Consider the following 24,450-nt stretch of genomic DNA (forward strand, 5'->3'; position numbering starts at 1 on the left):
GTCAACTTCCTGTCGGTGTGAGGTGGGCGGCGATGGCTTCGGCCATGGGTACCGGGACGCCGAGGCGGGCGCGGAGGGTCGGGGTGTCGATCGGGGTTCCGGTTCGGGTGTGGTGCTCGGCGGCGACCTTGCGGGCGTGGTCGATGAGGGCGGCCGGGACCGGCACGGAGGGGCGGTTGGGTGGTGCCTCGATGGCCGGTTGCACGGGTATCCCAGGCGGGGGTTCGGGCGCGTCCTCCTGGACGTCGGCAGGCTCAACGTCGTTGTTGGTTAGGGGTGTTGCGGTGTGGGCGAGGAGGGTTCCGCCGAGGAAGGCGACGGCGGGCCAGCCCGCGACGAGGATGCGCAGCCAGGCGGGGACGTCGTCGAGGTCGAGGAGGCCGGCGGTCGCGACGTTCGCGCCGAGAGACGCGGTCAGCGCGATGACGAACCAGCACCAGCCGGAGGCCTTCGCGTCGCCGGTCCGCAGTCGGCGCCAGGCGGCGACGAGCAGCAGATCGACGCTGATGGGGTAGGCCCACGCTTTCCACCCGTCCTGTCCGGCCGCCGAGGCGATGTCGTGCAGGTGGGCGAAGGAGAGGGCGGCGGCGATGAGTGCTTGGACGAGTACCGCGTCGACGCGGGCCAGTTGGGCGCGCATGATGCGGCTCCTTCCGGATTCGGGCATGGGAGGGGTAGGGACGTGGCGCGAGACGGTCACGCCAAACCGGGGTGGGAAAGGGTCAGTTGGTTGCAGGGCGCGGCTGGACCTTGGGGCCCGGGGCCTGGACCGGTTGCGCGGGCGCGTACGGCTGGAAGCGCTTGAGTGCGGGCAGGTCGGGCACCAGGTGCGCGGAGTCGCGGCAGATCTCGGCGGCATCGCCCAGGGACAGGTAGGGCGTGCGGATGCGGGACCAGCCGCCGGAGGTGTCACCCGCCACGGCGAGGCCGGGGCGTTCGGGGGCGATGGCGCAGGCGGCGCCGACGGCTTCGGGGGCGATGTCGCCGAGTGCCATTTTGGCGGAGGCTTCGTCGTTGACGCGGTGGCAGACGCGGCCGGTGAGTTGGGCGCGGAGCATGGTGGCGCCCTTGCCGAGTTCGGCGCCGAAGCGCTGGCCACAGACTTCGAGGTAGATGCCGGCGGCGCGGCCGAGTTGGGCGAGGCGGATGAGCTGGGTGACCATCTCGTCGCGCCGTTCCTCGTCCTTGCGAGTGGCGACGAGGAAGAGTTCGGCCACCTCGTCCACGAACAGCACGATCGGGACCGGGCGTTCACTCTCCGGCAGGCCCCAGATGTCTGAAGTGATCTCCCCGTCGGGGGTGTTGGGGGCGATGCCCTGCCGGGCCTTGATCAGGTCGTAGCGGTCCTCCATCTCGTCGATGAGCGCGGGCAGCAGGTCGGCTGCCTGGTCGGGGTCTGTGGCCAGGGCCGAGAGGCGTGACGCGAACGGGGACAGTTCCACGCCCCGCTTGCAGTCGATGCCGACCAGGGCGACCGGCTGACGGGCGAGTCCGGCGACCAGGTGGCGCAGGTACATGGACTTGCCCGACAGGGTTGCGCCGAGGGTGAGTTGGTGCGGGACGGTGCGGTAGTCCCGTACGAACGGAGTGGCGTCCTCCCGCAGGGCGACCGGCACTTTGAGGAGGCCGGAGGGGAGCTTGCGGGTGCGGGGCATGCGGACCCGGCGCAGCACGTCGTAGCCGACGAGGCGGAGTTCGACGACGCCGGGCTTGAGGGTGGTGACGTAGACGGCGTGAACTCCCCAGGCGTGGCGCAGGCGTTCGGCGGAGGCTGCGACGTCGGCGGGTTCCTGGCCCGGGGCGAGCCGCAGACGTATCCGCAGTCCGGTCGTGGTGGGGCGGATGATGCCCCGGCGGGGCGGTACGGGCCGGACTTCGCGGCGGGTGGTGGCTTTGACGGCGAGGATGCGCAGTCGGGACGGGGCGACGGTCAGGCCGCAGGCCTCCATGACCGAGCCGTACGAGCTGAGCAGGCGGGTTGTGGATATCGGCAAGCCGATCGTGGACCAGTACGCGGCCGGGTGCTTGGCCCGGGTGTAGGCGGCCCCGCCACCGAGTGCGGCGAGGGGACCACCCACCTCCAGGAGCGTCGTCAGGTCGGTCATCAGGCGGCGGCCTCGGCGACGGCCGGGAACGCGGCCGGAGTGACGGCGGCGGCGCGGAAGGCTATGCCGTGGCGCTGCTGCCCGTTGAACACGCTCTCCCACGGGCGGGCGACCAGCCCCGGGAGCGAAACCGGAGCTCCGAGCGCCAGCCCCTCGGACACACCGCCCTCGGGGACGGTGACCTTGATGAGGGACGACTCGCCCTCCTCGATGTAGACGACGCCGAGCGTCATCAGCGCCTCGCCGCTGACGGCGTCCTTAGCGATCTCGCCGGTCTGCCGGTCGCGGACCTTCGGCTCCGGGGCCTCGGTCAGCAGGATCGTCGCGGCGGCGGTCTCAACACGGATGGTACGCAAGGAAGTTTCCCTATCTACTCGTCTATACATGTAGCGATCCGCGAACCCGATCTCCGGGTTCGTGCGGACCACCCTGCCACACAACTTGCCCACTCGTCTATACGAGTATGCACGTTGGGGTGTACGAGTTCGGGGAAGCATCCCCGCGCACCAGCCAGACCCAAGCGAGCTCACCCGAAGGAACCGTCCTCCCGGGCGGTGAACAGCTCGCAACTATCGTGCTCGAAACGGGCTCGCCCATCGAACGCCGAGCCGGCATGGGTGCAGACTCCCCAGTCCCGCCCCAGCTCTCCACTCAACGCGATCCAGAACCGACAGGCACCGCATTGCGCGTCGTACCAGTCGTCTCGATATCCGGGCTGGTGAGTGGGCCTGTTCTGCACCTGCAGCCAGCGCTCGTGACAGGCGTCGTTGTGCGCGCGGTCATCGCCCGTCCACGCTTCGCCAGGCACGACGCGGTTCGCGCTCATGTCGCGGGGAGCTGGTACGACAGCACGTACGCGTCCGCCGCCATGACCGTGTCGCAGACCTCCACCGCCCGCCCTTCCGTGTCGTACGCGGTGCGGACGAGGTGGATCACGGGCACACCGGAAGCCAGCCGGAGCGTCTTCACTTCGGTGGGCGAGGGCATCCGGGCACGGATCTCTTCCTCGAAGTGGTCGAGGTGGTGGCCGAGTTCTTCGAGGCGGGCGTAGATGCCGCCGGGGCCCGGGTTGGGTTCGGCGATCTGTGTACCGCGCGCGATGTCGAGCGGGAGGTAGGAGGTGGCGAACTCGACCGGCTTTCCGTCGAGCAGGTAGCGGCGTCGGCGGGCGAGTACGCGCCTTACAGAGCCGAGCCGGGTGGAGATGTCCTGGCTGGCCTTCTCCTCCTTGACCTCCAGGCTGTCGACCTGGGGGTGGCTGCCGGCGGCGTCGGCCTCGACGATGAACGCGGATTTGCCCTGCTCGCGGTGGCGGCGGGCGAAGCGGTCGGAGGCGAGCCGCCGTACGGGTGGCCGGGGTCGGACGAAGACGCCCTTGCCGTGCTCGGCGTGCACCAGGCCCTCGCCCTGGAGGACGGAGAAGGAGTTGCGGACGGTCATCCGGGAGACCCCGTAGTGCTCGACGAGGTCAGCTTCGGAGGGCAGCTTTTCGCCCTCCTTGAATCGCCCACGGTCGATGGACTCGCGCAGTTGGTCGGCAATCTGCCGGAAGACCGCACGATCACTCGTGGGGTCGAGATCGCCGAGCAGGCCGGAACGGAGAGGGCTCACGTCGAGTACTCCTTTAGGTATCTAGACGAGTGGGCGAGTGTTGTTGCTACGGTGGAGAGCCTAGCCAGCCGGGAGGGCCGAGGAACGTGAGCACTGACCGTCCGCACTCCGTGAGCGTCGCCGGAGTCATCGTCGACGACCACGGTCGCGCCCTCCTGATCAAGCGCCGGGACAACGGCAAGTGGGAACCTCCGGGTGGCGTCGTCGAGCGAGACGAAACCCTCCCCGAGGCCCTTCAGCGCGAAGTCCTCGAAGAAACCGGCATCAAGATCGCACTTCCCGCGACCCTCACCGGCGTCTACAAGAACATGACCGGGCTGATCGTCTCCCTGGTCTTCCGCTGCCAGGCCGCCGACGGCACACCTACCACCGGGGACGAGACCCGCGCACTGCGCTGGGCCACCCGCGAAGAAGTATCCGAACTCGCCGACGAGGCATACGCGATCCGCGTCCTGGACGCACTCGACGCGGCGTCCCCGCCGGCCATCCGCGCCCACGACGGCGTGAAACTCGTCTAGCCCGAACCCGCTGCACATGGCGGCCTACCAGCACGAAGGAACTTGTATGCACGAGTATACGAGCACTGCGCGGGTCTGGGGGCTCACTTGCCCAGGATTCCCGGAAGAGGTCAGCAGGGCGCGGCGCTGGACACGCGACATCCTGCGCGGCTCGCCCTTGGCCGAGGACGCCGAACTGATCGTGAGCGAGCTGAGCGCGAACGCGATCCTGCACACGGCCAGTGGGCGAGAGGCCGGGAGCTTCCATCTGGCGCTTGCGGTGTCCTCGCAGGTGGTCGCCCTATCGGTGACGGATGGCGGGGGCGCCCGGACGGCTCCGAAGGCCGAGCACCAGGACCAGGAGGCGGAGCACGGCCGAGGGCTGGGCATGGTCAGCGCGATCGCCCACCGGGTCGTGTTCCACGACAGCGACGGCGGTCACACGGTCACCGCGGAACTCTTCACGGACGTACGTCGAGGCGGTCACCCATGCTGAGCACGAGCACGGCAATGAGCCCAGGCTTCTGGTGCGAGTGCTGGACCCGACATTTGGACGACGGCCAGCCGCCGACACTCTTCGGCTCCTACGACGCGCGCACAGAGGTCGAGGCGAACAACTGGGTCTCCGAGATCCTGCGCACCATCTCACCAGCACTCGACACGGACACCTCCGAGGAGGCATGGGAACGGCTCTACGACCACCGCATCAACACCCGCAGAGCCCTGCTACGCCGCGTGCCCTGGACCGTGTCCGTCCCCCACGCCCGCACACTCATCACCTGGACCGTAAGCCCAGTGACCTTCCTACCGCTGGCGCACCGTCAGACCGCAGAACTCCCCACATGCGCATACGACTTCAAGCCCCACACGCCCCGAACGACCGACTGAGTTACAACTTTCTCTACTGGTTCAAGGCGGCTCGCTCCGCTCCCCGCGCGCGGCCCGGCCCCCGGCCGGGCCTGCGCTCCTGTCTCCGCCCCGCTCCAGCCCGGCCGGCGCCCGGGCCGCGTGCAGGAACCAAAAGGCCACGAGTGGAGTGCCGGGCGATGACGGCCACGTCAGAACGGAGCAGGCGCGGTCCACGGCGTCCGGGATAAGATCTCGGCAGGTGGCCTCTCTGCGCAAGATTCAACGGCCCGCGGGCTAGTCCCCCATGTTCCCGTTCTCTAGGCGAGCGCATAGGTCAGCCGTAGCTCTTACATCCGGGTGATTTTCGCCCAAAATCCTACGACGCCGAGCCAGGATCTCCTCGCCTAGCTGTTGAGCTTCCGCAAGTCGCCCCAATCGCGCAAGTCGGATCACGAGGTTGTAACCACTGCTCAGAGTTTCTGGGTGATCACCACCCAATACTTCTCGTTGTCGAGCTAGCGTTTCTTCTCCTAGTTCTGTAGCAACTTCGATCTCTCCGAGTGCTGTCAGAACAACGCCCAGGCTGGAGGCGCTACGCAAGGTTTCTTCGTGATTTTCCCCCAGTATCCGGCGTTGGCGTTCCCACGTATCCTCAAGCAGTTCTCGCGCTGGTCCATTCTCGCCCATCTGAGCTAGCGCCACGCCCAGCGTAAATGCTGTAATCAGTGTGCTGTGGTGATCGACTCCCAGTACGTGTTGCTGACGCAACAGCGTTTCCTCGGCAATCTCCTTCGCCTTCTCAAACTCGCCGAGTCTTCCTAGCCGATTGGCCAAGTTAGACGCGGTTGTCAACGTGGATGGGTGGTCAGCCCCAAAGATCACTCGCTGCTTGTCCAGTGTCTCCTCACCCAACCGACGAGCAGCCGGAATGGCGCCCATCTCCGCCAGCCAAACTTCCAGGTTGGACGCGCTAGTCAAGGTGTCAGGGTGATCTTTGCCCAAGGTTTCGCTACGTCTAGCGAAGATGTGCATTCCCAGTTGCATCCCCGCCTCAAGCTTGCCAAGCTCCCGCAGACGGTTAGCCAGGTTGGATGCGGTGGTCAAGGTGTCGGGGTGATCTTCTCCCAGAGTTTGACGCTGACGGGTCAAAGTGTCTTCGCTCAGATCTCGCGCTGCTTCAATTTCTCCCATAGCCGCTAGGCGTATCGCCAAGTTACTCGCTACTCCGAGAGTGTCGCGATGGTCAGGCCCCAAAGTCTGGCGGCGTCGTTCTAGGATCTCCTCTTCCAGTGACCGAGCCAAAGTAGCATCCCCCACCTCTGAGCAAGCCCGAGCGAGGCATTGAGCCACCCACAAGGTGTCGTGGTGACCAGGTCCCAACTGCCGTCTCCAACATTCGTGCATGCTCTGCAATCGAGGCAGTACTAATGGAGCCTGGCCGCGATCCATCAGATACCAACAGGCCTGACACACCGCGTCCCTTCCCTCATCGGTGAGAAAATCCGAAGGAACGATAGCGAAAAGATGCGGAATGATGTCGGGCCAGGCGGCCCATGTGGCGCTATCAACAGCGCTCCCAGGAGTTGCTGCAACAAGGAGCGCCTCAGCAGTTCGGGCGGCGTCGGCACGCTCGTACTCCGTAAGCTGGTCCCGAACTACGGCCTGGGTGAGCCGGTGAAGCTGCACCCTGCCGTCTTGCACGCGCGCCAGGCCTTGCTGAGCCAGGACCCGCAGAGACTTAGGGGCCGCAAGCGGATCGTTGAGCAGCTCGGCGAGGGCCAGTAGTGTTTCCGGACCACGACCCACACAGCTGTGCAGGGGGAACGGTTCCGGGGAGAGGAGTGAGCAGGCGTGCAGCAGAGCAAGGGCTGTGGGCTGAGTGGCGGCTACGCGTTGCGTGCTTAGGCGGACCTGAGCGGCTAGCGACACCGGGTAGCTGTCGGGGCTGCCTTCATCGAGAACCTTGCTGATGTTCTGGTCGAGGAGGCGGAAGTACTGGGGGAGAGTGAGACCTTCGGTAAGGAGGGCAGCGGCTTGGACCAGCGCCAACGGCAGGTCCTCCAACTCCTGCGCCAGCCTGTCGGCGTCGTCCTCAGCTAATCCTGGGACACGTGCCTGCAGCAATTCAATGGATTCACTGCGCGCAAAGCCGTCCACCCCGAGCACCACTGCGCGCTCCTGCCAGTTGGGGTTGCGAGAGGTGATCAACACATGGCCATTGCCGCTCGGTAGATAGGGCGCCAGAGAGGCCGGATCTTCGGCGTTGTCAAATACCAACAGCCACCGCGTACGCGTTCGCAGTTCCTCCGCTAGCGCATCCAAAGCCTCACTGGGCGGAGTGTTCGCCTGAGCTGCGCCAGTCTTGACTGCCAGGGCAGCTAGTTGGTCGACAATTAGAGCAGGCTCTTCAGAGCGAATCCACCATACCAACTCGTACTCGCCCGCGAACCGGTGACCGTACTCGATCGCCACTTGCGTCTTCCCCACCCCACCGCGGCCGCGCAGTGCCTGCACCGCTACCTGCGGTCCCGACGACAGAGCCTGACGCAGGTCCATCAACATCCCATCACGACCAGTGAACGCCGCATTTCGTGCTGGCAGGTTCCATACCCGAGGCAGGCTGCCCGGCAGCCGCGGACCCGACCCGCCTATGCCTCGCAACCTGCCCGGACTTCCAGCACCGGGAAATACCGGCTCGCCATCGGGGCGCCGTGGACCCGCCACCGCCTCCAGGAGCACCTTCCGAGCCTCGTCCATCGCGAGACTAACCAGAGAGGGGGCAAGCAACGGTAGGAGTATCGGTGGGGCCGGTGAAGCGTCGATACGCAAGGGGATCAACTTCTGCTTCGCCGCAAGAACGGCAGTCCACTCATCGGTGGTGAACCGGTTTGGGTCGAAGTAGGCCTCAGAGAACAGCGCCAGGATCCGGCCTGAGGCCAAGGCCGCGTTCATCTTCAGGATGAAGTTGTCGCCGGCGCCCCAGTTCCAGTGGTCCAGCACTACCTCGTAGCCAGCGTCCTGAAGCTGCCAGGCCACCCACTCGGCCCAGGCACGGTCAGGTCCGGCGTAACTGACGAACACCGATTCGAGTGCTGCAGTCATCCCTTACCCAACCTTCTGCACGGCGTGTCTCCAGGGTGCGGTACTGCATCCATGGTGACCGCTATACGGTGGTTGCACGGCATGAATGATCAGATCGCAGCAGTTCAGACGAGGAGCACGAGATGGTACGGGCGCCGAAGAGCGTAGACGTGAAGCTCAACCTGCGCATACTGGAGATCTCCGGCACTTGGGAACCGAACGACGCTGAGCGGCGGGCTGCTTGGGAACTGTATGTCGAGTTGGTAACCCGCGTATCGGTGGTTCCACTGCGCGAGAACGATGGGCTACTGCGAGAAGCCCTGGGCAGCCTATACTCCCTGTTCAGCACAACCCGGGAAGTGCTGCGCAAATACGGCCCCGAGGTTGCCGAACCCAAGAAAAACGGCCAGTACAACTTCGGCTACTTGGCAGTCGCCATGCTGAACTATGGCATCCGGCCGCTACTCGCAAGCTGGCATCCCGCCCTTGAGGACTGGGAGACTCAGCGCCCTGCCGACCGCTCCCGTCACGACCACGAAAAAAGTTGGAGCCGGGCCAGCGAACTGCGGAATGCGCTGCGCGATACCCGTAACATCCTCACTGCCTACGCTGATCTCTTGGCGAGCGCCTGCGGTGTGCCTAATCTGCTAGCAGCGGTCCCCGGTGATGAATGAATCACGGAAGACCCATCCGCATGGATATCACTCACTCACTCGGGTCCCGGCCAACTCGAAGTTCATCCCAAAGAGAAGACTTCCTATTGGCGATGCATTCGCCCATCAATTGCACTGCACCGCGAAGTCCACTTTCAATATAATTTACAGAATTACCGACACTAACTTCGACGACGATACATGCCCCGCTTTCGTTAAGAAGGCCAGCATCGATCGCGTGTAGCCAAACACCCGGCATGCGTTCGTCGAGCTTGGAATGGAGTTCAGCCGCGAGACCACCTTCGACGATAAGGACCCCGAAGCTGCTCGACGTCTCTTCAAGTTGACTCATCCACCCATCGAAGTCGTCAGAATCAAACCTCACCTCGTTAACGTACGAATGCACCACGTCAACACGTACGTCGACGTCGAGCAACGTGATCCCACTCCAGTCGACTGAGCGGGTAGCCGATACGGGCATGTAGGCATCGAAAGAGTTTCCATCCGCCTCGCCTGCAAGCAGTTTTTCGTAGGCGCGGCCTCTTTCGTAACTGCTCTCCGAAATCACCGACGCCGGAACCGGAGGTCTGGGATAGCGCGACTCCTCGTGCTTCAGCGCATCCGTGATCTTCCTCAGCCCCCCGCGCACACCCTTCCGCATGTCCACATAAAGGCGACCTTCAAGCTCTGGGGGCAATTGAACATCGTCAATCACTACCGGAATTAGCCGAAGTGCACCCTTGATCATCAATCCTGCTGCAACATTCAGCTCATAGTTAAGCCAGTTGGATGCCATCGAGGCAGCGGAAATGACTACAAGGAGAACCTTCGCATTCTTTATCCCCTGCGACACCTTGCGGGAAAGGGGGTCTCCCGGGAGCAGCTCTCTTTCATCGAGCCACGTATCATACCCTGCAGTATTTAGAGGGGTTACGATTCGACGGCGAACGAATGGCTTGTCGATCGATGAGTGGGAAATAAAGATCTTGCCAATGGCTTCCCTGCCCCACAGCGCAGTCATTGAACCTCCGACTCAGTCTGAACCCCAAAGGGGATGGCAGGGCATTAGTCGCGGCGACCTCACGTTGCTGAAAGCACCCTAGATTACGCTTCTCACCCGCGACTCACGGTACTGTCCGGCAGTCTCACTTACAGCAAGTGGCTCTTGATCACCCAAGCTTCCCAAGCTGCGCATCGTCGTCACGGATCCGCCGTCAGAGCTTGATCCAGTCGACGACACAAGCCGATAGCGTGGCTGAGGCTGGCGGGGGTGCAGCGAGGCACACGCGTGCGTGGTCGGTCGGCGCACCCACCGTCTCGGCTGACTGTCGTCGGCTGAGGTGCGTGCCACTACTGTGCCCGATGCTGGTGTCAGCCACGGTCAACGGCGGTGTCTTGCCGTCGAGTTCTCGGCATCCGACCAGGTGTCAAAGCTCCAGGTCAGCGGCCCCACTCCCCCACCTCTCTCCTAAGGCGGGTGTACGCGAGCCAGCACGTGAAGGCGCCATGTCATCATCGGATAATGCTGACCGAGGAGGACGCGCGCCGGCTGGTGCTTGCCGAGATCGACGACGTGCGGAGCCACGTCACGTGCGACGTTCAGATCCTGCGCGTGGAGGCCTTGCCGCGTCGCCGTCCCTATTGCTTCAACGAGCCGGCTGCACCCCCTCGCCCTTAAGGACATGGCGTACAACGCCGGACCGCGGCAATACCGCAAACGCAGTTGATCGGTCGGCCGCACAGAGCTGGCCGGGGACCTGCTCCTCGTTCTCGCTGGTTGGGTCTTGCGTTGTCGGGACAGTGCGGGTTCGGACTGGCTAGCCTTGGCGTGCCGCTGTGTGACCGTTATTGGATGGTGTGCGGCAGGTACGGGGGTCTTCATGCGTCTGACAGACAGCGCTGCCCATGGTGCGGCAGAGGCTGGTATGGATGAGGTGTTCTTCAGTTACCCCAGAGCGGATCGTGCCGCTGTTCTGCCGCTGGTGGGGGCGCTCAGGGATGCGGGGGTGGGCGTTTTTCTGGACGAGTCGGGGATCGATGAGTTCGAGGGCATCACCGACGAGATCCGCTCGGCGCTGGCGGGGGCGCGGCTGTTCGTGGCCTATTACTCGGCCACCTATCCCACTCGTCCTGCTTGTCAGTGGGAGTTGCTGACCGCGTTTCGTGCGGCTGTCGCGCTGGGGCGGGCCAGTGAGCGCATCCTGGTCATCAATCCTGAGTCTGTTGTGGATCACATCCAGCCAGTGCAGTTGCGGGACGCCCGGTACGGCGTCACCAGCAAACCAGATTCTGTGACGCGGCTGGTCGAGCGGATCGCTGCACGTGTCGCAGGGTCTCCGGGGTGTCTGGGGGATGCGATCGCGTCGATACGGCCGGTGTGGCGGCCGGTGGAGCATCTGGGTTCGGAGCGGTTCGTCGGCCGGGTGGATGAGTTCTGGCAGTTGCATCAGGCGCTGCACGCGTTCGAGTACCTGGCGACGCAGGACGGGGCGTCGGCCGGCCAGGCCGTGGTCATGGGGTTGGGCGGGGTGGGCAAGACGTTGCTGGTCGAGCAATACGCGCGCCGGTTCGCGGCCTTCTACCCCGGTGGGATCTATTGGTTCACCTCGGCCGCCAGCCACACCCCTGACGCACCGGCCCCGGATGCTGGGCAGGCGGATGTGCTGGCGCAGCACTACCAACAAGTTGCAGCGGCCCTGGCTCTGGACAGTGCCGCGCTCGATCCGGTGCAGGTGCGGGAGGCTGCCCGCCAGCACATCGAGACCATCAACGAGCCATGTCTGTGGATCGTCGACGACGTCCCCGGCGAGCTCTCGCCGGGTGTGGTGCGGGAGCTGGCGGCGCCGCATCCACTGGGCCGCACGGTCATGACCACACGCTGGCGCGGCTACCAGTTACCCGTCGTCGACGTGGATGTACTGCATCCCGACGAGGCCTACCTCCTGCTCACCATCGCCCGTACCCCGAACGATCCGGCGGAGGAGATTGCTGCGCGGACGCTGGTGCAGCGTCTGGGCAGTCACGCCCTGGCCATCGACCTGGCCCGCGGCTGCCTCGCCGACCAGCCAGGTCTGACCTACACCGAACTCCCCGACCAACTCGCCGACACCCAGAACGGCGACGCCTTCCAGGAACTGGTCAAGGACCTGTACATGCAGGTGCCCACCGACCACACTAACGACATCGCCGCGACCTTCGCCCGCAGCCTGCACCACCTCGACGACCACGCCCTGGCCCTGCTGCGTATCGCTGCTCTCCTCGCTCCTGCCCCGCTGCCCGAACGCCTCCTCACCAGCATCAGCATTGCGTTGAGCGACCAGGACGAGCCAAGCACCCGGCGCGCGGACCGACGCGCTCTGTCCGCCGCCCAGCGGCGCTCCCTCATCCGCCAGACAGGCACCGAGCCCCCGAGCTGGTTCATGCACGCCCTGGTCAGCCGCACCCTTACCGTGCACCCCGAAACAACACGCCTCAAGCCCGCCCTGCGCCAAGCGGCTCTGACGGCTACCACCCACCTCATGCAGGCCGTCTACACACCCGGCCGCCTCGACCTGGCCGACCTCATGCCCCATGCCCGCGCCCTCGTCGAAGAACTCGACACCAGCGAAAGCCTCGGCCTGCTCGACACCGTGGCCCGCTACGACTACGAAAGCGGACAACCCACCAGCGCCTCACACCACTACCAACGCCTCACCGACGCACGCACAACCCAACTGGGCGACGACCACCCCAGCACTCTGACCTCCCGCAACAACCTCGCCAGCGCCTACCGAGCGGCGGGCGACCTGGCCCAGGCCATCCCCCTGCTGCAGCAGACACACACCGACATGACCCGGGTGCTGGGCGACGACCACCCCGACACCCTGACCTCCCGCAACAACCTCGCCTACGCCTACCGAGCGGCGGGCGACCTGGCCCAGGCCATCCCCCTGCACGAACAGACACTTGCCGACATGACCCGGGTGCTGGGCGACGACCACCCCGACACCCTGACCTCCCGCAGCAACCTCGCCTACGCCTATGAAGCGGCGGGCGACCTGGCCCAGGCCATCCCCCTGCTGCAGCAGACACTCGCCGACCGAGCCCGGGTGCTCGGCGACGACCACCCCAACACCCTCAGCTCCCGCAATGACCTCGCCAGCGCCTACCGAGCGGCGGGCGACCTGGGCCAGGCCATCCCCCTGCTGCAGCAGACACTCGCCGACCGAGCCCGGGTGCTCGGCGACGACCACCCCAACACCCTGGACTCCCGCAATGACCTCGCCAGCGCCTATGAAGCGGCGGGCGACCTGGGCCAGGCCATCCCCCTGCTGCAGCAGACACTCGCCGACCGAGCCCGGGTGCTCGGCGACGACCACCCCGACACCCTGACCTCCCGCAACAACCTCGCCTACGCCTACCAAGCGGCCGGCGACCTAGGCCAGGCCGTCCCCCTGCTGCAGCAGACACTCGCCGACCGAGCCCGGGTGCTCGGCGACGACCACCCCGACACCCTGACTTCCCGCAACAACCTCGCTGGCGCCTACCGAGACATGGGCGACCTGGACCAGGCCATCCCCCTGCACGAACAGACACTCGCCGACCGAGCCCGGATGCTCGGCGACGACCACCCCGACACCCTGGCCTCCCGCAACAACCTCGCCAGCGGCTACCGAGCGGCGGGCGACCTAGGCCGGGCCATCCCCCTGCTGCAGCAGACACTCGCCGACATGACCCGGGTGCTCGGCGACGACCACCCCAGCACTCTGACCTCCCGCAACAACCTCGCTGGCGCCTACGAAGCGGCGGGCGACCTGGGCCGGGCCATTTCCCTTTACGAACAGACACTCGCCGACCGAGCCCGGGTGCTCGGCGACGACCACCCCAACACCCTGACCTCCCGCAACAACCTCGCCTACGCCTACCAAGCGGCCGGCGACCCGGGCCAGGCCATCCCCCTGCACGAACAGACACTTGCCGACATGACCCGGGTGCTCGGCGACGACCACCCCAGCACTCTGACCTCCCGCAACAACCTCGCCTACGCCTACGAAGCGGCGGGCGACCTGGGCCGGGCCGTCCCCCTGCTGCAGCAGACACTCGCCGACCGAGCCCGGGTGCTCGGCGACGACCACCCCGACACCCTGGCCTCCCGCAACAACCTCGCCAGCGGCTACCGAGCGGCGGGCGACCTAGGCCGGGCCATCCCCCTGCTGCAGCAGACACTCGCCGACCGAGCCCGGGTGCTCGGCGACGACCACCCCAACACCCTGACCTCCCGCAACAACCTCGCCTACGCCTACCAAGCGGCCGGCGACCCGGGCCAGGCCATCCCCCTGCACGAACAGACACTTGCCGACATGACCCGGGTGCTCGGCGACGACCACCCCAACACCCTGACCTCCCGCAACAACCTCGCCTACGCCTACCAAGCGGCCGGCGACCTGGACCAGGCCATCCCCCTGCTGCAGCAGACACTCGCCGACCGAGCCCGGGTGCTCGGCGACGACCACCCCGACACCTTCATCTCCCGCAACAACCTCGCCTACGCCCGTCAAAAATACGAAGCTGTAAAGCACATGGAAGTACAGCAACCTCAATGACCAAGGCCGTACCTCAAGAGCCGTCCACGGCCGATTGAACAGCCCGAGTGACGTACATGACCCTCCTGCCGAGAGTTGGGAACGAAGAGGTCGTGCCAGACCCGTGCCAGATCGTGCGGGGAACCGCGGGGAACACCGGGGAATCAGAAGCCCCGGCACCAAGCGCCGAGCATCCTCCCGCCACAGGTCAGCCTCGCAGCAAGCCCTAGATCACCTCAGCTTCCCAAGCTCAGGGCCTCCGCACGCTCTCGCCGTCCAGCCTCACTGACTGCGGAGACAAGAGCGCGAGTTCACCGTGCTGAGGTCGACGGAGGCATACGCTGCGGACCAGGGCAGTCTGAGACGGAGAGCTGATAGTGCGAAGAGGCCACACGGGCAGCTACTTGTACTGGTCGGAACGCCGCGTTGCCGAGATGGCATCTGACTACGGCATCAAGCTGGACGGGCAACCGAACTGGACTCTCAAGGCTGGCTTTCAAGGCATCGGCGTCGAGGTCGGCAACGGAAGCCGACGCGAACTGACCCGCCGTGAAAAGGCACGCAAGATCGAAAAACACATCGGTGGCCAGGCGGCCTCCGCCCTCGACAAGCCCCCTCGTGCTCGCTTCGCTCAGGGAGCCGGCCGGATCCACATCGCCAGGTTCATCGGTGGACCGGAGCGGGACAAGGGGGCGATGTTCCACATCAGGACGACCAGCAGCGCAGGCCAACAAATCGATCTTGTGCTCTTCGGCAGCATGGACAACTTCCCTGGCCGGGTTCTGCGCCCAGCAGACGCCGTCGAAGCCGGATGGTACTCATCAGCCTGGCACGCCATCGCCGAACTCCTGGAGAGCCGAGGCACCAGGAACACGTCTCAATGGGATGACCCCGAACTACTGTCACTGGAAGCTCTGAACATCGCGTTGAACCAAGGTTCCATCAGCACAGAACAAGAGCACGAAGACCGCCCGTGGACACGCGGGTACACGCTCGCCCACGCAGATGACAGTGAGTGGTTCGCTCAGGTCTACACCGACGTCCTACTCACCGAGACGCGTCGGCCCCTTTCGGGCAACATGCACGGAGCGCAACGCATCATCGTCGGAGCCCCAGTGTGGATCCGTACCGCCAGCCCGGCATCCCTGATCCGCTACGCACGGCTGCCTGACCGGCCAGCAGGAGACACCCCGCGCCGACGGCTACCTTTCCTGCGCTGACGACGCCAGGGTCCCCGGGTCGTCCGTCTCAATTTCCGTCTCATTCACCCAGGTTCACGAGCGTTCAGACGGGGCCAACGCTCCGCACTCGCTCAATGGCCAACCGCCTATGAACGCAGGTGAATGGCCCCGTACACAATCCAACTCCCCACCCCCACAGTTGGAAAGCGTGTTGGGGGCAACCCCTCACGAGTTCGAATCTCGTATCCTCCGCCAGTGCCTCACCGGGCACGATGTCGAAGGGGCCCGCTGTTCGCAGCGGGCCCCTTCGACGTGTGTGGTCTCAGTTTTGGTCTCAGTTGCCGTTATGTCAGGCGGTCGGGGCGATGTTCTTGTTGAAGCGGAGGAGGTTGGCCGGGTCCCAGGTGGCCTTGACCGCCTGGAGCCGCCGGTACTTGGCCTTGCTGCCGTGGACTCCGCGGCGCCATGCCTTGCCCAGGTCGTCGGTGAGGTTGGTGTAACCGGCGGCGAGTGAGTGGGGTCGCATCGCCTCGGTGATGTGCTTCGCCGACTCCTCGTACTGCGGGTCGTGACCGCGGGCGTCCCACATGCTGACGGCTTCCCACAGCCAGGCGGCGCCCTCGCGGGAGAAGGCCGTGGCGTCCTCGGCGACGTCCTCGGAAATCGCGCCGCCCATGCACCACAGGTTGATGACGGTGGTGGCACCGGGGTTCGAGGGCGCGGTGGCCGCGTGACGCAGCAGGGTGTCGATGGAGTCGGTGGAAAGCTCCGGCAGGTACCCGCCGCGCAGGTTCATGCGCTTGCCGTACGGGGCCACGGCGTCGAGCATGCTGTTGGCCCGCAGCCACGGTGTCTTCGTGACCAGGTCGGCGACCGGTCGGCCGAGGGCGGCGAGCGGTTCGATGACCTCGTCGGCGGTCGCCAGGTCCCCGGTGAAGACGGGGAGGAGGACGAGCACCGGCTTGCCGTGCGCATCCGGCGGCAGCATCGGCAGGGCGGGGGCGGGAGCGATCGCCGCCAGCAGGCCCAGCTCGCGGGGTGCGGTGGCCATGTGTGCGGGGAGCTTGGCCAGTACGTCGGCGGCCTGGTCGAACGGGAAGATCAGCTGTCCGGCGATGACGTCGGGGCCGAGCGGGTGCGCGCGGTACTCGAAGGCGGTGACGACCCCGAAGTTGCCGCCTCCGCCACGCAGTGCCCAGAACAGCTCGGGGTTCTCGGCCTCGTCTGCGCGGACCTTGCGGCCGTCGACAGTGATCATCTCGCAGGCGAGCAGGTTGTCGACGGTCGCGCCGAAGCGGCGCATCAGGTGACCGATGCCGCCGCCCAGGGTCAGTCCGGCGACGCCGGTGCTGCTGACCGTACCGGCGGGCACGGCGAGCCCGTATTCCTGCGCGGCAGCGTCCAACTCGCCCAGCAGGACACCCGGTTGGGCTCGCACGACCCGCGTCCCGGGGTCGACGTCGATCGCCTTCAGCGCGGAGAGATCGACGACCATCGCGCCGCCGGGCATCGCGTACCCGTCCGATCCGTGCCCGCCGCCGCGTACGGCCACCGGGATGCCGTGGGCGGAGGCGTGGCGCAGGACGGCCGCGACGTCGTCCTCGTTGGCGCACCGCGCGATCAGCGCCGGGCCCTCGTCGGCGGCACGCGCCTGGTAGAGGGCGCGGGCCGTGTCGTACCGGTCGTCGTCGGGCCGCAGCACGGCGCCACGGAAGTCGACGGGGAAGTCGACGAAGGGATCTGCGGAAACGGTCATGGTGGGGGCCTCCTCAGGGGTCGGCGAGCTAAACGGAAATTAGATTTCCGGTTAGCTCGGAGGCTAACATCGGCAGTCACATGAGCCCGTCCACACCCCCTCCCCCTGCCGACCGTCCGCTGCGCGCCGACGCCCGCCAGAACGTCGAGCAGATCCTTCAGGTAGCGCAGGATGTCTTCGCCGATCTCGGCTACCAGGCGTCGATCGCTGAGGTCGCCCGGCGCTCCGGGCTGGGCCTGGGCACTATCTACCGGCACTTCCCGAACAAGACCGCCCTGGTGGAGCGCATCGCGATCAAGGTGATGCGGGAGAGCGTGACCGAGGTGCGGCGCGCCCTGGCCGAGGAACCGGCCACGTGGACCGCGTTCACCCGGGCGGTGCGTCACATGGCGCGCCTGCGCAGCAGCCAGCTCTTCCCCGTGTCCCGTGGGCGCGCCAAGGAACCGAGCCCCGAGCTGGCCGGCATCCGCACACAGCTCCTGACTGCCCTGGAAGATCTGGTGGCCCGGACCCAGGGCGCCGGAGCCATGCGTGACGACGTGACTGCCTACGACGTCGTACTGATGCTCAACTCGATCCCGCCACGCCTGGCCGACGCGGAGGATCCGGGGGACGACGGTCCTGCGGCGGATCTGACCGACCGCTACGTCGGCGTACTCCTCGACGGGCTACGCGCCCCCGGTTCCGAGACCCTCGCCCAACCCGCCCCCGGACGCCGCGAGATCGACCAGTTCTTCCGGACCATGTACGGCCTGTGAGGGTCCTGGCCCTTCGTTCCGAGCGCTGTTCGCGGTTCGCTCACCCGCCGTCGGCGCGGATCGTCCGCCGCACCAGGTCCACCCAGGTGGCCTGGAGGCGTGCCACGGGGACTTCGCATTCGACGTGCAGGTAGTCCGTCGTCTCGAAGGTCGCGAAGGCGAGCAGGGCGTGGGCGAGCATGTCGTGGTCCCCCTCAACTCCTGACTCATGCAGGAGAGTTGAGATGTGCTGGTGGAAGGCACGGCTGGTGTCGGAGGCGTGGCGGCGACTATGGAGCACCTGGCGCCCGAGCGCGGCGCCCAGGTCCGCGTCGGCGGCGATGCGCTCGATCAGGGCAGAGCCGAACGCCTCCAGCCGCTCCCTCGGGGCCGCGCCCGGGCCCAGCGGCGGGGCACCTTGGGTATACGCCTGGTGGAACTCGGCCTCGGCCTCGCCCAGGAGGGCGAGCAGGAGTCCGTCGCGGTCGCCGAACCGGCGGAAGAGCGTGCCCTTGCCGACTCCGGCGGCCTCCGCGACCTCCCGCATCGTCACGTGCTCGGCCCCACGCTCGGCCACCAGCCGGGCTGCCGCCTCCAGCAGCCGGGCACGGTTGCGAGCGGCGTCGGCCCGCTCGGCGGCGGTGTCGTCCGGTGCCTCCCTCACGGTGTCCCTGTCACGTGTATGTGGACACCTCCGTCGTCGATCCTCACGGGATACACGGGCACGGGACGGGTCGCCGGACGGTCGAGGGGATGGCCGGTGCGCAGGTCGAAGCGGGAGGAGTGCAGCCAGCACTCGACTGTGAAGCCGTCCGCCTCCCTCTCGGAGAGCGAGACGGCGCTGTGCGAGCACACGTCGTGGATCGCGAAGACCTGCTGCTCGGTCAGGACGAGCGAGACGGGCACGCCCTCTACCTCGAAGCGCCGCGGGACGCCCTCCTCCAACGCGTCGAACCTGCAGACGTACGTGTATCCGCTCCTGGACATCGCTCTCCTCGGGTGCATCCATGGCGCCGGCGGTGTGCCATCCGGTTCACAGGGGTGCATCGGGCGGTGGGCTACGGCGTCCGGCCCGGAGCGGCACGTGTGAGTGGGGCTGATCGCCGACGCTAACGACGAGGAGTCGAGCCGGGATCGGGCGCCGGTCCGAAGCGGCCTCGGCAGTTGGCCCTAAGCCTCATCAGGGGGTGAGCTGCTGATGCCCTATGACCGAGAGCAGTTCCAGCTTGCTGTGGCTTTCCGTGCCGGGGCGGGTGGTCAGCACCACCAGGGTCTGGGCGCGGTTCTCGGTGAACAGGACCTGGCCGTCGACATCGATGCGGCCGAGTTCCGGATGGAGGATGGTCTTGCCCTCGTCGTAGCGCTGGGCGACCTCCTGGAGTTCCCACAGGCGGACGAACTCGGGGCTGTGTTCCTGGAGTTCGGCGAGGATACGGGTGGCTCGGGGGATGTCGCTGCCGGCGGTCAGAGCGACCCGCAGGCGCGCTGCCTGGGCGCGACCGTGGCGTTCGTGGTCCTCCTCGGGGTACACCAGGCGCTCGGCGGGGTCCATGAACCAGCGGTAGTAGGCGCTGCGGGCCAGGCCGGTGTGGCGCGTCTGATCGCCGAGCAGGGCGATGGCCAGCGGGTTCATCGCGAGGGTGTCGGCCATGTCGGTCAGCACCAGGGCCGGGGAGTCGTCCAGGCGGTCCAGGACCCGCATCAACGTCGGGCTGACGTGCTCGGAGCGGTGGAAACGGGCCGGGGCGTTGTGGCCGATGAGGACGAAGAGATGGTCGCGCTCGTCCAGGGTCAGCCGCAGCGCCCGGGCGAGAGCCGCGGTGATCTGGACGGAGGGCTGCGGGGCGCGCTGCTGTTCCAACCGGGCGTAGTAGTCGGTGGACATGCCGGCGAGCTGGGCGACCTCCTCGCGGCGCAGCCCCTGGGTACGCCTGCGCGCTCCATCGACCAGGCCGACGTCACGGGGGCGCAGTGCCTCACGCCGGTGGCGCAGGAATTCCGCCAGTTCCTTCTTGTCCATGCCCACCATCCTCACCGCTCGCCGCCCGGCTATCCAGAGACCGCCGATCCATGGCTGAGCACCCGGCCCGGCATGACCCCCGGATGCCAAAGATCGCAGGCAGGGACCGCCGATCCATGGATGCACCGTCTCTCCCACCCGCGCGAAGACGCTCATACGGTCGACGCCAGCATCTCCCCGACCGATCGGAAGAGCAGATGACCGTTCTCAGCGATCACACCATCGAGCTTTCGCACCTGCCTTTTCACTATCGCGAGACGGGTGATCCGGATGCCCCGCCGGCCGTTCTTCTGCATGGCCTCATGTACGACGCGCGGGACTGGGACGAGATCGCGGGTTTCCTCGCCGAGCACTACCACGTCCTGGCGCTCACTCAGCGTGGCCATGGCGAAAGCGCCTGGCCCGGCGAGTACTCCTTCGAGCTGGGGTGCGGCGATCTCGAAGCCTTCACCGATGCGCTTTCCCTGGAACGGTTCACGCTGATCGGTCACTCGATGAGCGCACGGGTCGGGTGCGTCCTCGCGGAGAAATGGCCCGAGCGGATCGAGCGGATGGTCTGGGAAGACACCGCTCCCATCGACGTGGACTTCCCCGAGGGTTCCGAAGAAGTGCCTGGAGCGGCGCGTTTCGATTTCTCCGCGGCCACCTCACTGGTGCACCAGATCCACAACCCCGATCCGTCCTGGTGGAACGACCTTCCCAAGATCACCGCTCCGACGCTCATCATCGGCGGCGGGTCGACCAGCTACACCCCCCAGGAGGGGCTGGCCGAGGCTGCTCGCCTCCTCCCTGACGGCCGGCTGGAGACGATCGAGGACGCCGGGCACCTGGTCCACCGCACTCGCCCGGAGGAGTACAAGGAGCTGCTGCGGAAGTTCCTCGTGGAGAACGGAAAATAGCTTTCTCATGACTGCGAACCGCATCACTCTCGACCTGGGGAACATCCGTATCACCGGCATAGAGGAAGCAGGCCGTCCCCGGATGCCGTTGCTGGTCTGCCTTCCCGGAGGCGGTTACAACGCGTCGTACTTCGACGTGCCCGGGTATTCGCTGATGGACGCCGCGCGGCGCGAGGGCTTTCCGGTGGTGTCGCTCGACCGTCCGGGCTATGGCGGCAGCACCGCGCTGAAGGGGGAGATCTCGTTCCGCCGGAATGCTCAGGTACTCCAGGGGGCCATCGCCGAACTCTGGCACCGTCACCTCTCGAACGCCCCGGGGATCGTCCTCGTCGGACACTCCGTAGGCGGTGCGATCGCACTGCATCTGGCAGCCGGCGATCGCACCTGGCCGCTCCTCGGTGTCTCCGTCACCGGAATCCACGACGAATCGCAGCGGTCGAACGAAGTGCTGAAGTCCGCGCCGCCGGGCAGCTCGATGGAATTCAGCCGTGAGCACCTCCTGCGGTTCATGTACGGACCAGAGGACACGTACGACCCGAGTGTGCTCGACATCGCGAAGCACGCCGAGTCGCCCGTTCCCATGGCGGAGCTGGTGGAGGTGGCGGGCCAGTGGGGCACGGATTTCGCGGGGATCGCCGCGAAAATCGAGGTACCCGTCCACTACGGACTGGCCGAGCACGAAGGGTTCTGGCACAGCAGCGACGAATCGGTCACCGCCTTCGGGAACGCTTTCACCGCCGCACCCTCGGTGACTGCTCGGCGCATCATGGGCGGTGGCCACAACATCGATCACCACTACGTCGGTGCGGCCTTCCACAAGGAGCAGCTCGACTTCGCGAAGGGGCTGGTTTCCCCCGTTCAGTAGTTCAGAACATGGTGTTGTCGTTCGCGGACGTCTCCGGGATGTCCTGGATGACGTCCCAGTGTTCGACGATCTTGCCGTTCTCGAACCGGAAGATGTCCATCACCGCGGCGCCACGGTCGGCCGAGTCGTAGGTTCTCTTGTAGTGCACCGCCACCAGGTCCTTCTCGCCGAACACTCGCTTGAAGTCGAACTTCAACTCCGGGGACAGGGTCGTCCGCCACGTCACGTACGCGACGAACGGCCCCGTTCCATCGGCGGACAGCGGGTTGTGCTGAATGAACTGCGCGCCCACGTACCGGTCCGCGGCCTCCTGGGGCTGCTTCTTGTTGAAGGCCAGGTCCAGGAAGGCGACGGCGACACGCTTGTTGTGCTGCACCTGGCTCTCCGGCCGGTGGCTCCTGTCATCGGATTCCGGATGGGCGGAAGCAGTACCCGCAGTCGCGAGTGCGACCGCGGCAGACGCGCCGAGAGTCGCGGCGACGGCGGAGCGGCGAGAAATGGGGTTCTTCATGGTCATCTCCCGAGGTAAGGACAGAACTGTTCGTGCAAGGCGGGGCTGAGGCGACGCCGCCTCACCGGGTCTACGTGGCCGGCAGGGCAGGTGGGGCGACGTCTGCCTTCACCGGGGCGGCCGGCGCGAGGCCGCAAGGACACACGCGGACGACATTCCTGGGCACGACCAGGCCGTCGTCATACGTGCCCTCGGCTTACGCGAAGAAGGAGTCAGGGGCGCGGATCGGGGCCACGGCAGACGACCAGAGGCCGTAGCAGGTGGCCTTGACGGTCATTTGACCTGTATGACCCGCTTGGAGATGCGCCAGCCGTCGGCCGTGCGGCGCAGCTCGTCGGCGTAGACGGCGCTGACGACGGTGCCGCCGACGAGGCCCAACGCCTTGGACCGGACCCGGGCTTCGTCGCCCGGCCCCTCCGACACGACGATGTTCGTCGTGTGATGAGCGCTCGCGTGCCCGTCGGCACTCAGGACGGAAGTGATCGCCTCCAGCCCGACGACCGGGGCGAAGCCGAAGACGCTGCCGTCCCATTCCGCGTCTTCGGTGAGGACCTCGCCGAGACGGCCCAGCTCGCGGTCGTCCATGATGTGGCCCCACAGGGCCAGCACCCGGGCGATTTCGATGATGTCTTCAGGGGCGGGTGCATGCCGGATCTTCCTGTCCTTGTCGTTCAGACGCCGCTGAGGATGGCGAGGACGTTGTCGTAGGAGCCGTTGGCCTCCGCGTCGCGCACGAACCGGGCACGCTCCACAACGAGCTCCTTCGCGTCGGGCTTGTCGCGCAGGATCCCGAGGGTCTCGTCGAGGAACTCGTCCAGCGGCATGGAGTTCTCGTCGTCCTGCTGGCCCAGCAGGGTCGTGCGCACTCCCGGCGGGGCCACCTCGATCACCTGGACGCCGGCGTCGGCCTGCGCGAGCTGCACGCGCAGGCTCTCGGAGAAGGAGTGCAGCGCGGCCTTGGTCGCGTTGTAGGTCGGGGTGATCGGCAGCGGTACGAACGCCAGCGCCGAGGTGACGTTCACGACGGCCGCGTCGGGCTTACCCACGAGTTGCGGCAGGAAGGCGTACGTCACCCGGATCGTGCCGAGCAGGTTGACCGTGACGTGGTCCTCGGCGACCGGGAGCGAGGCCGGGTCGAGGAGGTTCTCGCGCAGCATAATGCCGGCGTTGTTGACCAGGACGTTCAGCTCGGGATAGCTCGCCGCCACGGTCTCACGGACCCGGGCGATCGAGTCGGGGTCGGTGACGTCGAGGACGAGCGCGTCGATGCCCGGGTGCTCGGCCGTGATCTCGTCGAGCAGCTCCTTGCGCCGGCCGGCGACGATCACCTTGTTGCCGGCCTCGTGCAGACGCAGGGCCAGGCCGAGTCCGATGCCCGAGGTGCCGCCGGTGATCAGGATCGTGTTGCCGGTCATCTTCATGGGGGTCTTCTCTCCTTCGCTGACTGCGGGCCGGTGAGCGCCCGCAGCCTCGACCGTAGGAGCGCGCACAGAGGGGCGGGAGAGGAAGGTTTATCCATGGATCGGCGGTCTCTGCCTGGTGGAGGCCGTGTCACCGAGTGTCGCGCCGTCCCAGAAGATGAGCGCACCAGTCACACCAAGCGGAACCGGCGTCGCTTCGGCATCGCGGCATGCGGGAGATCCACGAGCCCGTAACGGCCGGTGGGCTGCACCGTTCCCGGTACAGCCCGCCTACCTCCCTCATCTACGGCTACCCCTCGTCGCCGTACTTCCCCGGATCCCTCGCGCGATCCACAGCCTGTGCGCAGGCCGCAGCAAAGGCAGCCGCCACCGCGACTTCGTCCGTGCCGCTCGCCCGGACGTCGATCACTCCACCCACCCGGCGAAGGGTGCTCCAGCGCACCACCTGGTCGGTGTAGAGGAGCGTCTCGAACTCCCAGGCGTCCACTGCCCACGGATCCGGACGAACAGTCGGCTGTCAATCCCCTCGCAGTGTGGAGACGATCTATGCGGCCAGTCCCTCGGCGAGGGTGGCTCGGTACTCGCGTTCGTAGTCGATCGGGCTCTTCAACCCGCATACGCTGTGTAGCCGCCTGGTGTTGTAGAAGTCGGTGATCCAGGTGGCGATCCTGAGCCGGGCCTCGGTGCGGGTGGCGAAGGTGTG

At 66.6% G+C, this 24,450-nt stretch carries 25 protein-coding genes; 10 read left to right on the top strand and 15 right to left on the bottom strand.

What is annotated here, in order from left to right:
- Position 1: 1 nt before the first annotated feature.
- The 5 genes from ACIBJH_RS44660 to ACIBJH_RS44680 all read right to left on the bottom strand — a co-directional run bounded on the left by ACIBJH_RS44660 (position 2) and on the right by ACIBJH_RS44680 (position 3,716).
- Entirely contained in the window at positions 2-640 is a 639-nt protein-coding gene (locus ACIBJH_RS44660; protein ID WP_399122710.1) for a DUF2637 domain-containing protein, read from the bottom strand.
- Positions 641-722: 82 nt separating this feature from the next.
- On the bottom strand, positions 723-2,105 hold the full coding sequence (locus ACIBJH_RS44665) for an FtsK/SpoIIIE domain-containing protein (RefSeq protein WP_399122711.1): 1,383 nt from the start codon (positions 2,103-2,105) through the stop codon (positions 723-725).
- Complete coding sequence (locus ACIBJH_RS44670) at positions 2,105-2,461, bottom strand: hypothetical protein (protein WP_019075282.1); 357 nt, start codon at positions 2,459-2,461, stop codon at positions 2,105-2,107. The genes ACIBJH_RS44665 and ACIBJH_RS44670 overlap by 1 nt, the downstream gene beginning before the upstream one ends.
- A 170-nt stretch (positions 2,462-2,631) precedes the next feature.
- On the bottom strand, positions 2,632-2,931 hold the full coding sequence (locus ACIBJH_RS44675; RefSeq protein ID WP_399122712.1) for a DUF3027 domain-containing protein: 300 nt from the start codon (positions 2,929-2,931) through the stop codon (positions 2,632-2,634).
- A complete protein-coding gene (locus ACIBJH_RS44680; RefSeq protein WP_399122713.1) occupies positions 2,928-3,716 on the bottom strand; it encodes a GntR family transcriptional regulator in 789 nt (262 codons plus the stop codon). Before ACIBJH_RS44680 ends, ACIBJH_RS44675 begins: the two co-directional genes overlap by 4 nt.
- 110 nt (positions 3,717-3,826) lie before the next feature.
- Between ACIBJH_RS44680 and ACIBJH_RS44685 the strand changes: the two genes are divergently transcribed.
- The 3 genes from ACIBJH_RS44685 to ACIBJH_RS44695 are packed head-to-tail and all read left to right on the top strand — an operon-like array spanning position 3,827 to position 5,101.
- On the top strand, positions 3,827-4,234 hold the full coding sequence (locus ACIBJH_RS44685) for an NUDIX hydrolase (RefSeq protein ID WP_200715647.1): 408 nt from the start codon (positions 3,827-3,829) through the stop codon (positions 4,232-4,234).
- A 46-nt stretch (positions 4,235-4,280) separates the two neighbouring features.
- Entirely contained in the window at positions 4,281-4,709 is a 429-nt protein-coding gene (locus tag ACIBJH_RS44690; protein WP_399122714.1) for an ATP-binding protein, read from the top strand.
- Positions 4,703-5,101 carry a hypothetical protein gene (locus ACIBJH_RS44695; protein WP_399122715.1) on the top strand — a complete coding sequence of 133 codons (399 nt, stop codon included), beginning with the start codon at positions 4,703-4,705 and terminating at the stop codon, positions 5,099-5,101. Before ACIBJH_RS44690 ends, ACIBJH_RS44695 begins: the two co-directional genes overlap by 7 nt.
- Before the next feature lie 255 nt (positions 5,102-5,356).
- Here ACIBJH_RS44695 and fxsT read toward each other — a convergent pair whose 3' ends face one another.
- Entirely contained in the window at positions 5,357-8,164 is a 2,808-nt protein-coding gene (fxsT, locus tag ACIBJH_RS44700) for an FxSxx-COOH system tetratricopeptide repeat protein (protein ID WP_399122716.1), read from the bottom strand.
- A gap of 149 nt (positions 8,165-8,313) precedes the next feature.
- On the opposite strand from fxsT, the gene ACIBJH_RS44705 reads away from it, so the two are divergent.
- Positions 8,314-8,817 carry a hypothetical protein gene (locus ACIBJH_RS44705; RefSeq protein WP_399122717.1) on the top strand — a complete coding sequence of 168 codons (504 nt, stop codon included), beginning with the start codon at positions 8,314-8,316 and terminating at the stop codon, positions 8,815-8,817.
- Between the two features lie 31 nt (positions 8,818-8,848).
- Here the strand turns inward: ACIBJH_RS44705 and ACIBJH_RS44710 are convergent, their stop codons facing one another.
- Entirely contained in the window at positions 8,849-9,817 is a 969-nt protein-coding gene (locus ACIBJH_RS44710) for a toll/interleukin-1 receptor domain-containing protein (RefSeq protein ID WP_399122718.1), read from the bottom strand.
- A 501-nt stretch (positions 9,818-10,318) separates the two neighbouring features.
- Here ACIBJH_RS44710 and ACIBJH_RS44715 point away from each other — a divergent pair.
- From ACIBJH_RS44715 to ACIBJH_RS44725, 3 genes are all read left to right on the top strand, one after another.
- Positions 10,319-10,474 carry a hypothetical protein gene (locus ACIBJH_RS44715; RefSeq protein WP_399122720.1) on the top strand — a complete coding sequence of 52 codons (156 nt, stop codon included), beginning with the start codon at positions 10,319-10,321 and terminating at the stop codon, positions 10,472-10,474.
- Between the two features lie 247 nt (positions 10,475-10,721).
- On the top strand, positions 10,722-14,378 hold the full coding sequence (locus ACIBJH_RS44720) for a tetratricopeptide repeat protein (protein ID WP_399122721.1): 3,657 nt from the start codon (positions 10,722-10,724) through the stop codon (positions 14,376-14,378).
- A gap of 413 nt (positions 14,379-14,791) precedes the next feature.
- Positions 14,792-15,577 (top strand): hypothetical protein, encoded by a 786-nt coding sequence (locus tag ACIBJH_RS44725; RefSeq protein ID WP_399122722.1) that lies wholly within the window; start codon positions 14,792-14,794, stop codon positions 15,575-15,577.
- Positions 15,578-15,887: 310 nt separating this feature from the next.
- On the opposite strand, the gene ACIBJH_RS44730 is transcribed toward ACIBJH_RS44725, so the two are convergent.
- On the bottom strand, positions 15,888-17,294 hold the full coding sequence (locus tag ACIBJH_RS44730; RefSeq protein WP_399122723.1) for an FAD-binding oxidoreductase: 1,407 nt from the start codon (positions 17,292-17,294) through the stop codon (positions 15,888-15,890).
- Between the two features lie 80 nt (positions 17,295-17,374).
- Between ACIBJH_RS44730 and ACIBJH_RS44735 the strand changes: the two genes are divergently transcribed.
- A complete protein-coding gene (locus ACIBJH_RS44735) occupies positions 17,375-18,052 on the top strand; it encodes a TetR/AcrR family transcriptional regulator (RefSeq protein WP_399122724.1) in 678 nt (225 codons plus the stop codon).
- Positions 18,053-18,092: 40 nt separating this feature from the next.
- On the opposite strand, the gene ACIBJH_RS44740 is transcribed toward ACIBJH_RS44735, so the two are convergent.
- The 3 genes from ACIBJH_RS44740 to ACIBJH_RS44750 form a co-directional block, all read right to left on the bottom strand.
- Positions 18,093-18,695 carry a TetR/AcrR family transcriptional regulator gene (locus ACIBJH_RS44740; protein WP_399122725.1) on the bottom strand — a complete coding sequence of 201 codons (603 nt, stop codon included), beginning with the start codon at positions 18,693-18,695 and terminating at the stop codon, positions 18,093-18,095.
- The gene (locus ACIBJH_RS44745) at positions 18,692-19,018 is read right to left on the bottom strand and encodes a non-heme iron oxygenase ferredoxin subunit (RefSeq protein ID WP_399122726.1); all 327 of its coding nucleotides are present in this window, start codon (positions 19,016-19,018) and stop codon (positions 18,692-18,694) included. Before ACIBJH_RS44745 ends, ACIBJH_RS44740 begins: the two co-directional genes overlap by 4 nt.
- A 193-nt stretch (positions 19,019-19,211) precedes the next feature.
- Positions 19,212-20,051: a helix-turn-helix transcriptional regulator gene (locus tag ACIBJH_RS44750; protein ID WP_399122727.1), complete on the bottom strand. Its 840-nt coding sequence runs from the start codon at positions 20,049-20,051 to the stop codon at positions 19,212-19,214.
- Between the two features lie 197 nt (positions 20,052-20,248).
- Here ACIBJH_RS44750 and ACIBJH_RS44755 point away from each other — a divergent pair, with 197 nt between their 5' ends.
- Together ACIBJH_RS44755 and ACIBJH_RS44760 are read left to right on the top strand one after the other, a co-directional pair.
- Positions 20,249-20,950: an alpha/beta fold hydrolase gene (locus ACIBJH_RS44755; protein WP_399122728.1), complete on the top strand. Its 702-nt coding sequence runs from the start codon at positions 20,249-20,251 to the stop codon at positions 20,948-20,950.
- Between the two features lie 7 nt (positions 20,951-20,957).
- Entirely contained in the window at positions 20,958-21,815 is an 858-nt protein-coding gene (locus tag ACIBJH_RS44760) for an alpha/beta hydrolase (RefSeq protein WP_399122730.1), read from the top strand.
- A gap of 1 nt (position 21,816) precedes the next feature.
- On the opposite strand, the gene ACIBJH_RS44765 is transcribed toward ACIBJH_RS44760, so the two are convergent.
- From ACIBJH_RS44765 to ACIBJH_RS44780, 4 genes are all read right to left on the bottom strand, one after another.
- A complete protein-coding gene (locus tag ACIBJH_RS44765; protein WP_399122731.1) occupies positions 21,817-22,191 on the bottom strand; it encodes an ester cyclase in 375 nt (124 codons plus the stop codon).
- A 408-nt stretch (positions 22,192-22,599) separates the two neighbouring features.
- The gene (locus ACIBJH_RS44770) at positions 22,600-23,001 is read right to left on the bottom strand and encodes a nuclear transport factor 2 family protein (RefSeq protein ID WP_399122737.1); all 402 of its coding nucleotides are present in this window, start codon (positions 22,999-23,001) and stop codon (positions 22,600-22,602) included.
- A complete protein-coding gene (locus tag ACIBJH_RS44775; RefSeq protein ID WP_399122732.1) occupies positions 22,998-23,747 on the bottom strand; it encodes an SDR family oxidoreductase in 750 nt (249 codons plus the stop codon). Before ACIBJH_RS44775 ends, ACIBJH_RS44770 begins: the two co-directional genes overlap by 4 nt.
- 289 nt (positions 23,748-24,036) lie before the next feature.
- Complete coding sequence (locus ACIBJH_RS44780) at positions 24,037-24,234, bottom strand: hypothetical protein (RefSeq protein ID WP_399122733.1); 198 nt, start codon at positions 24,232-24,234, stop codon at positions 24,037-24,039.
- Between the last annotated feature and the right edge of the window lie 216 nt (positions 24,235-24,450).

The sequence above is a fragment of the Streptomyces sp. NPDC050548 genome, from assembly GCF_044457385.1.
Taxonomy (GTDB): Bacteria; Actinomycetota; Actinomycetes; order Streptomycetales; family Streptomycetaceae; genus Streptomyces.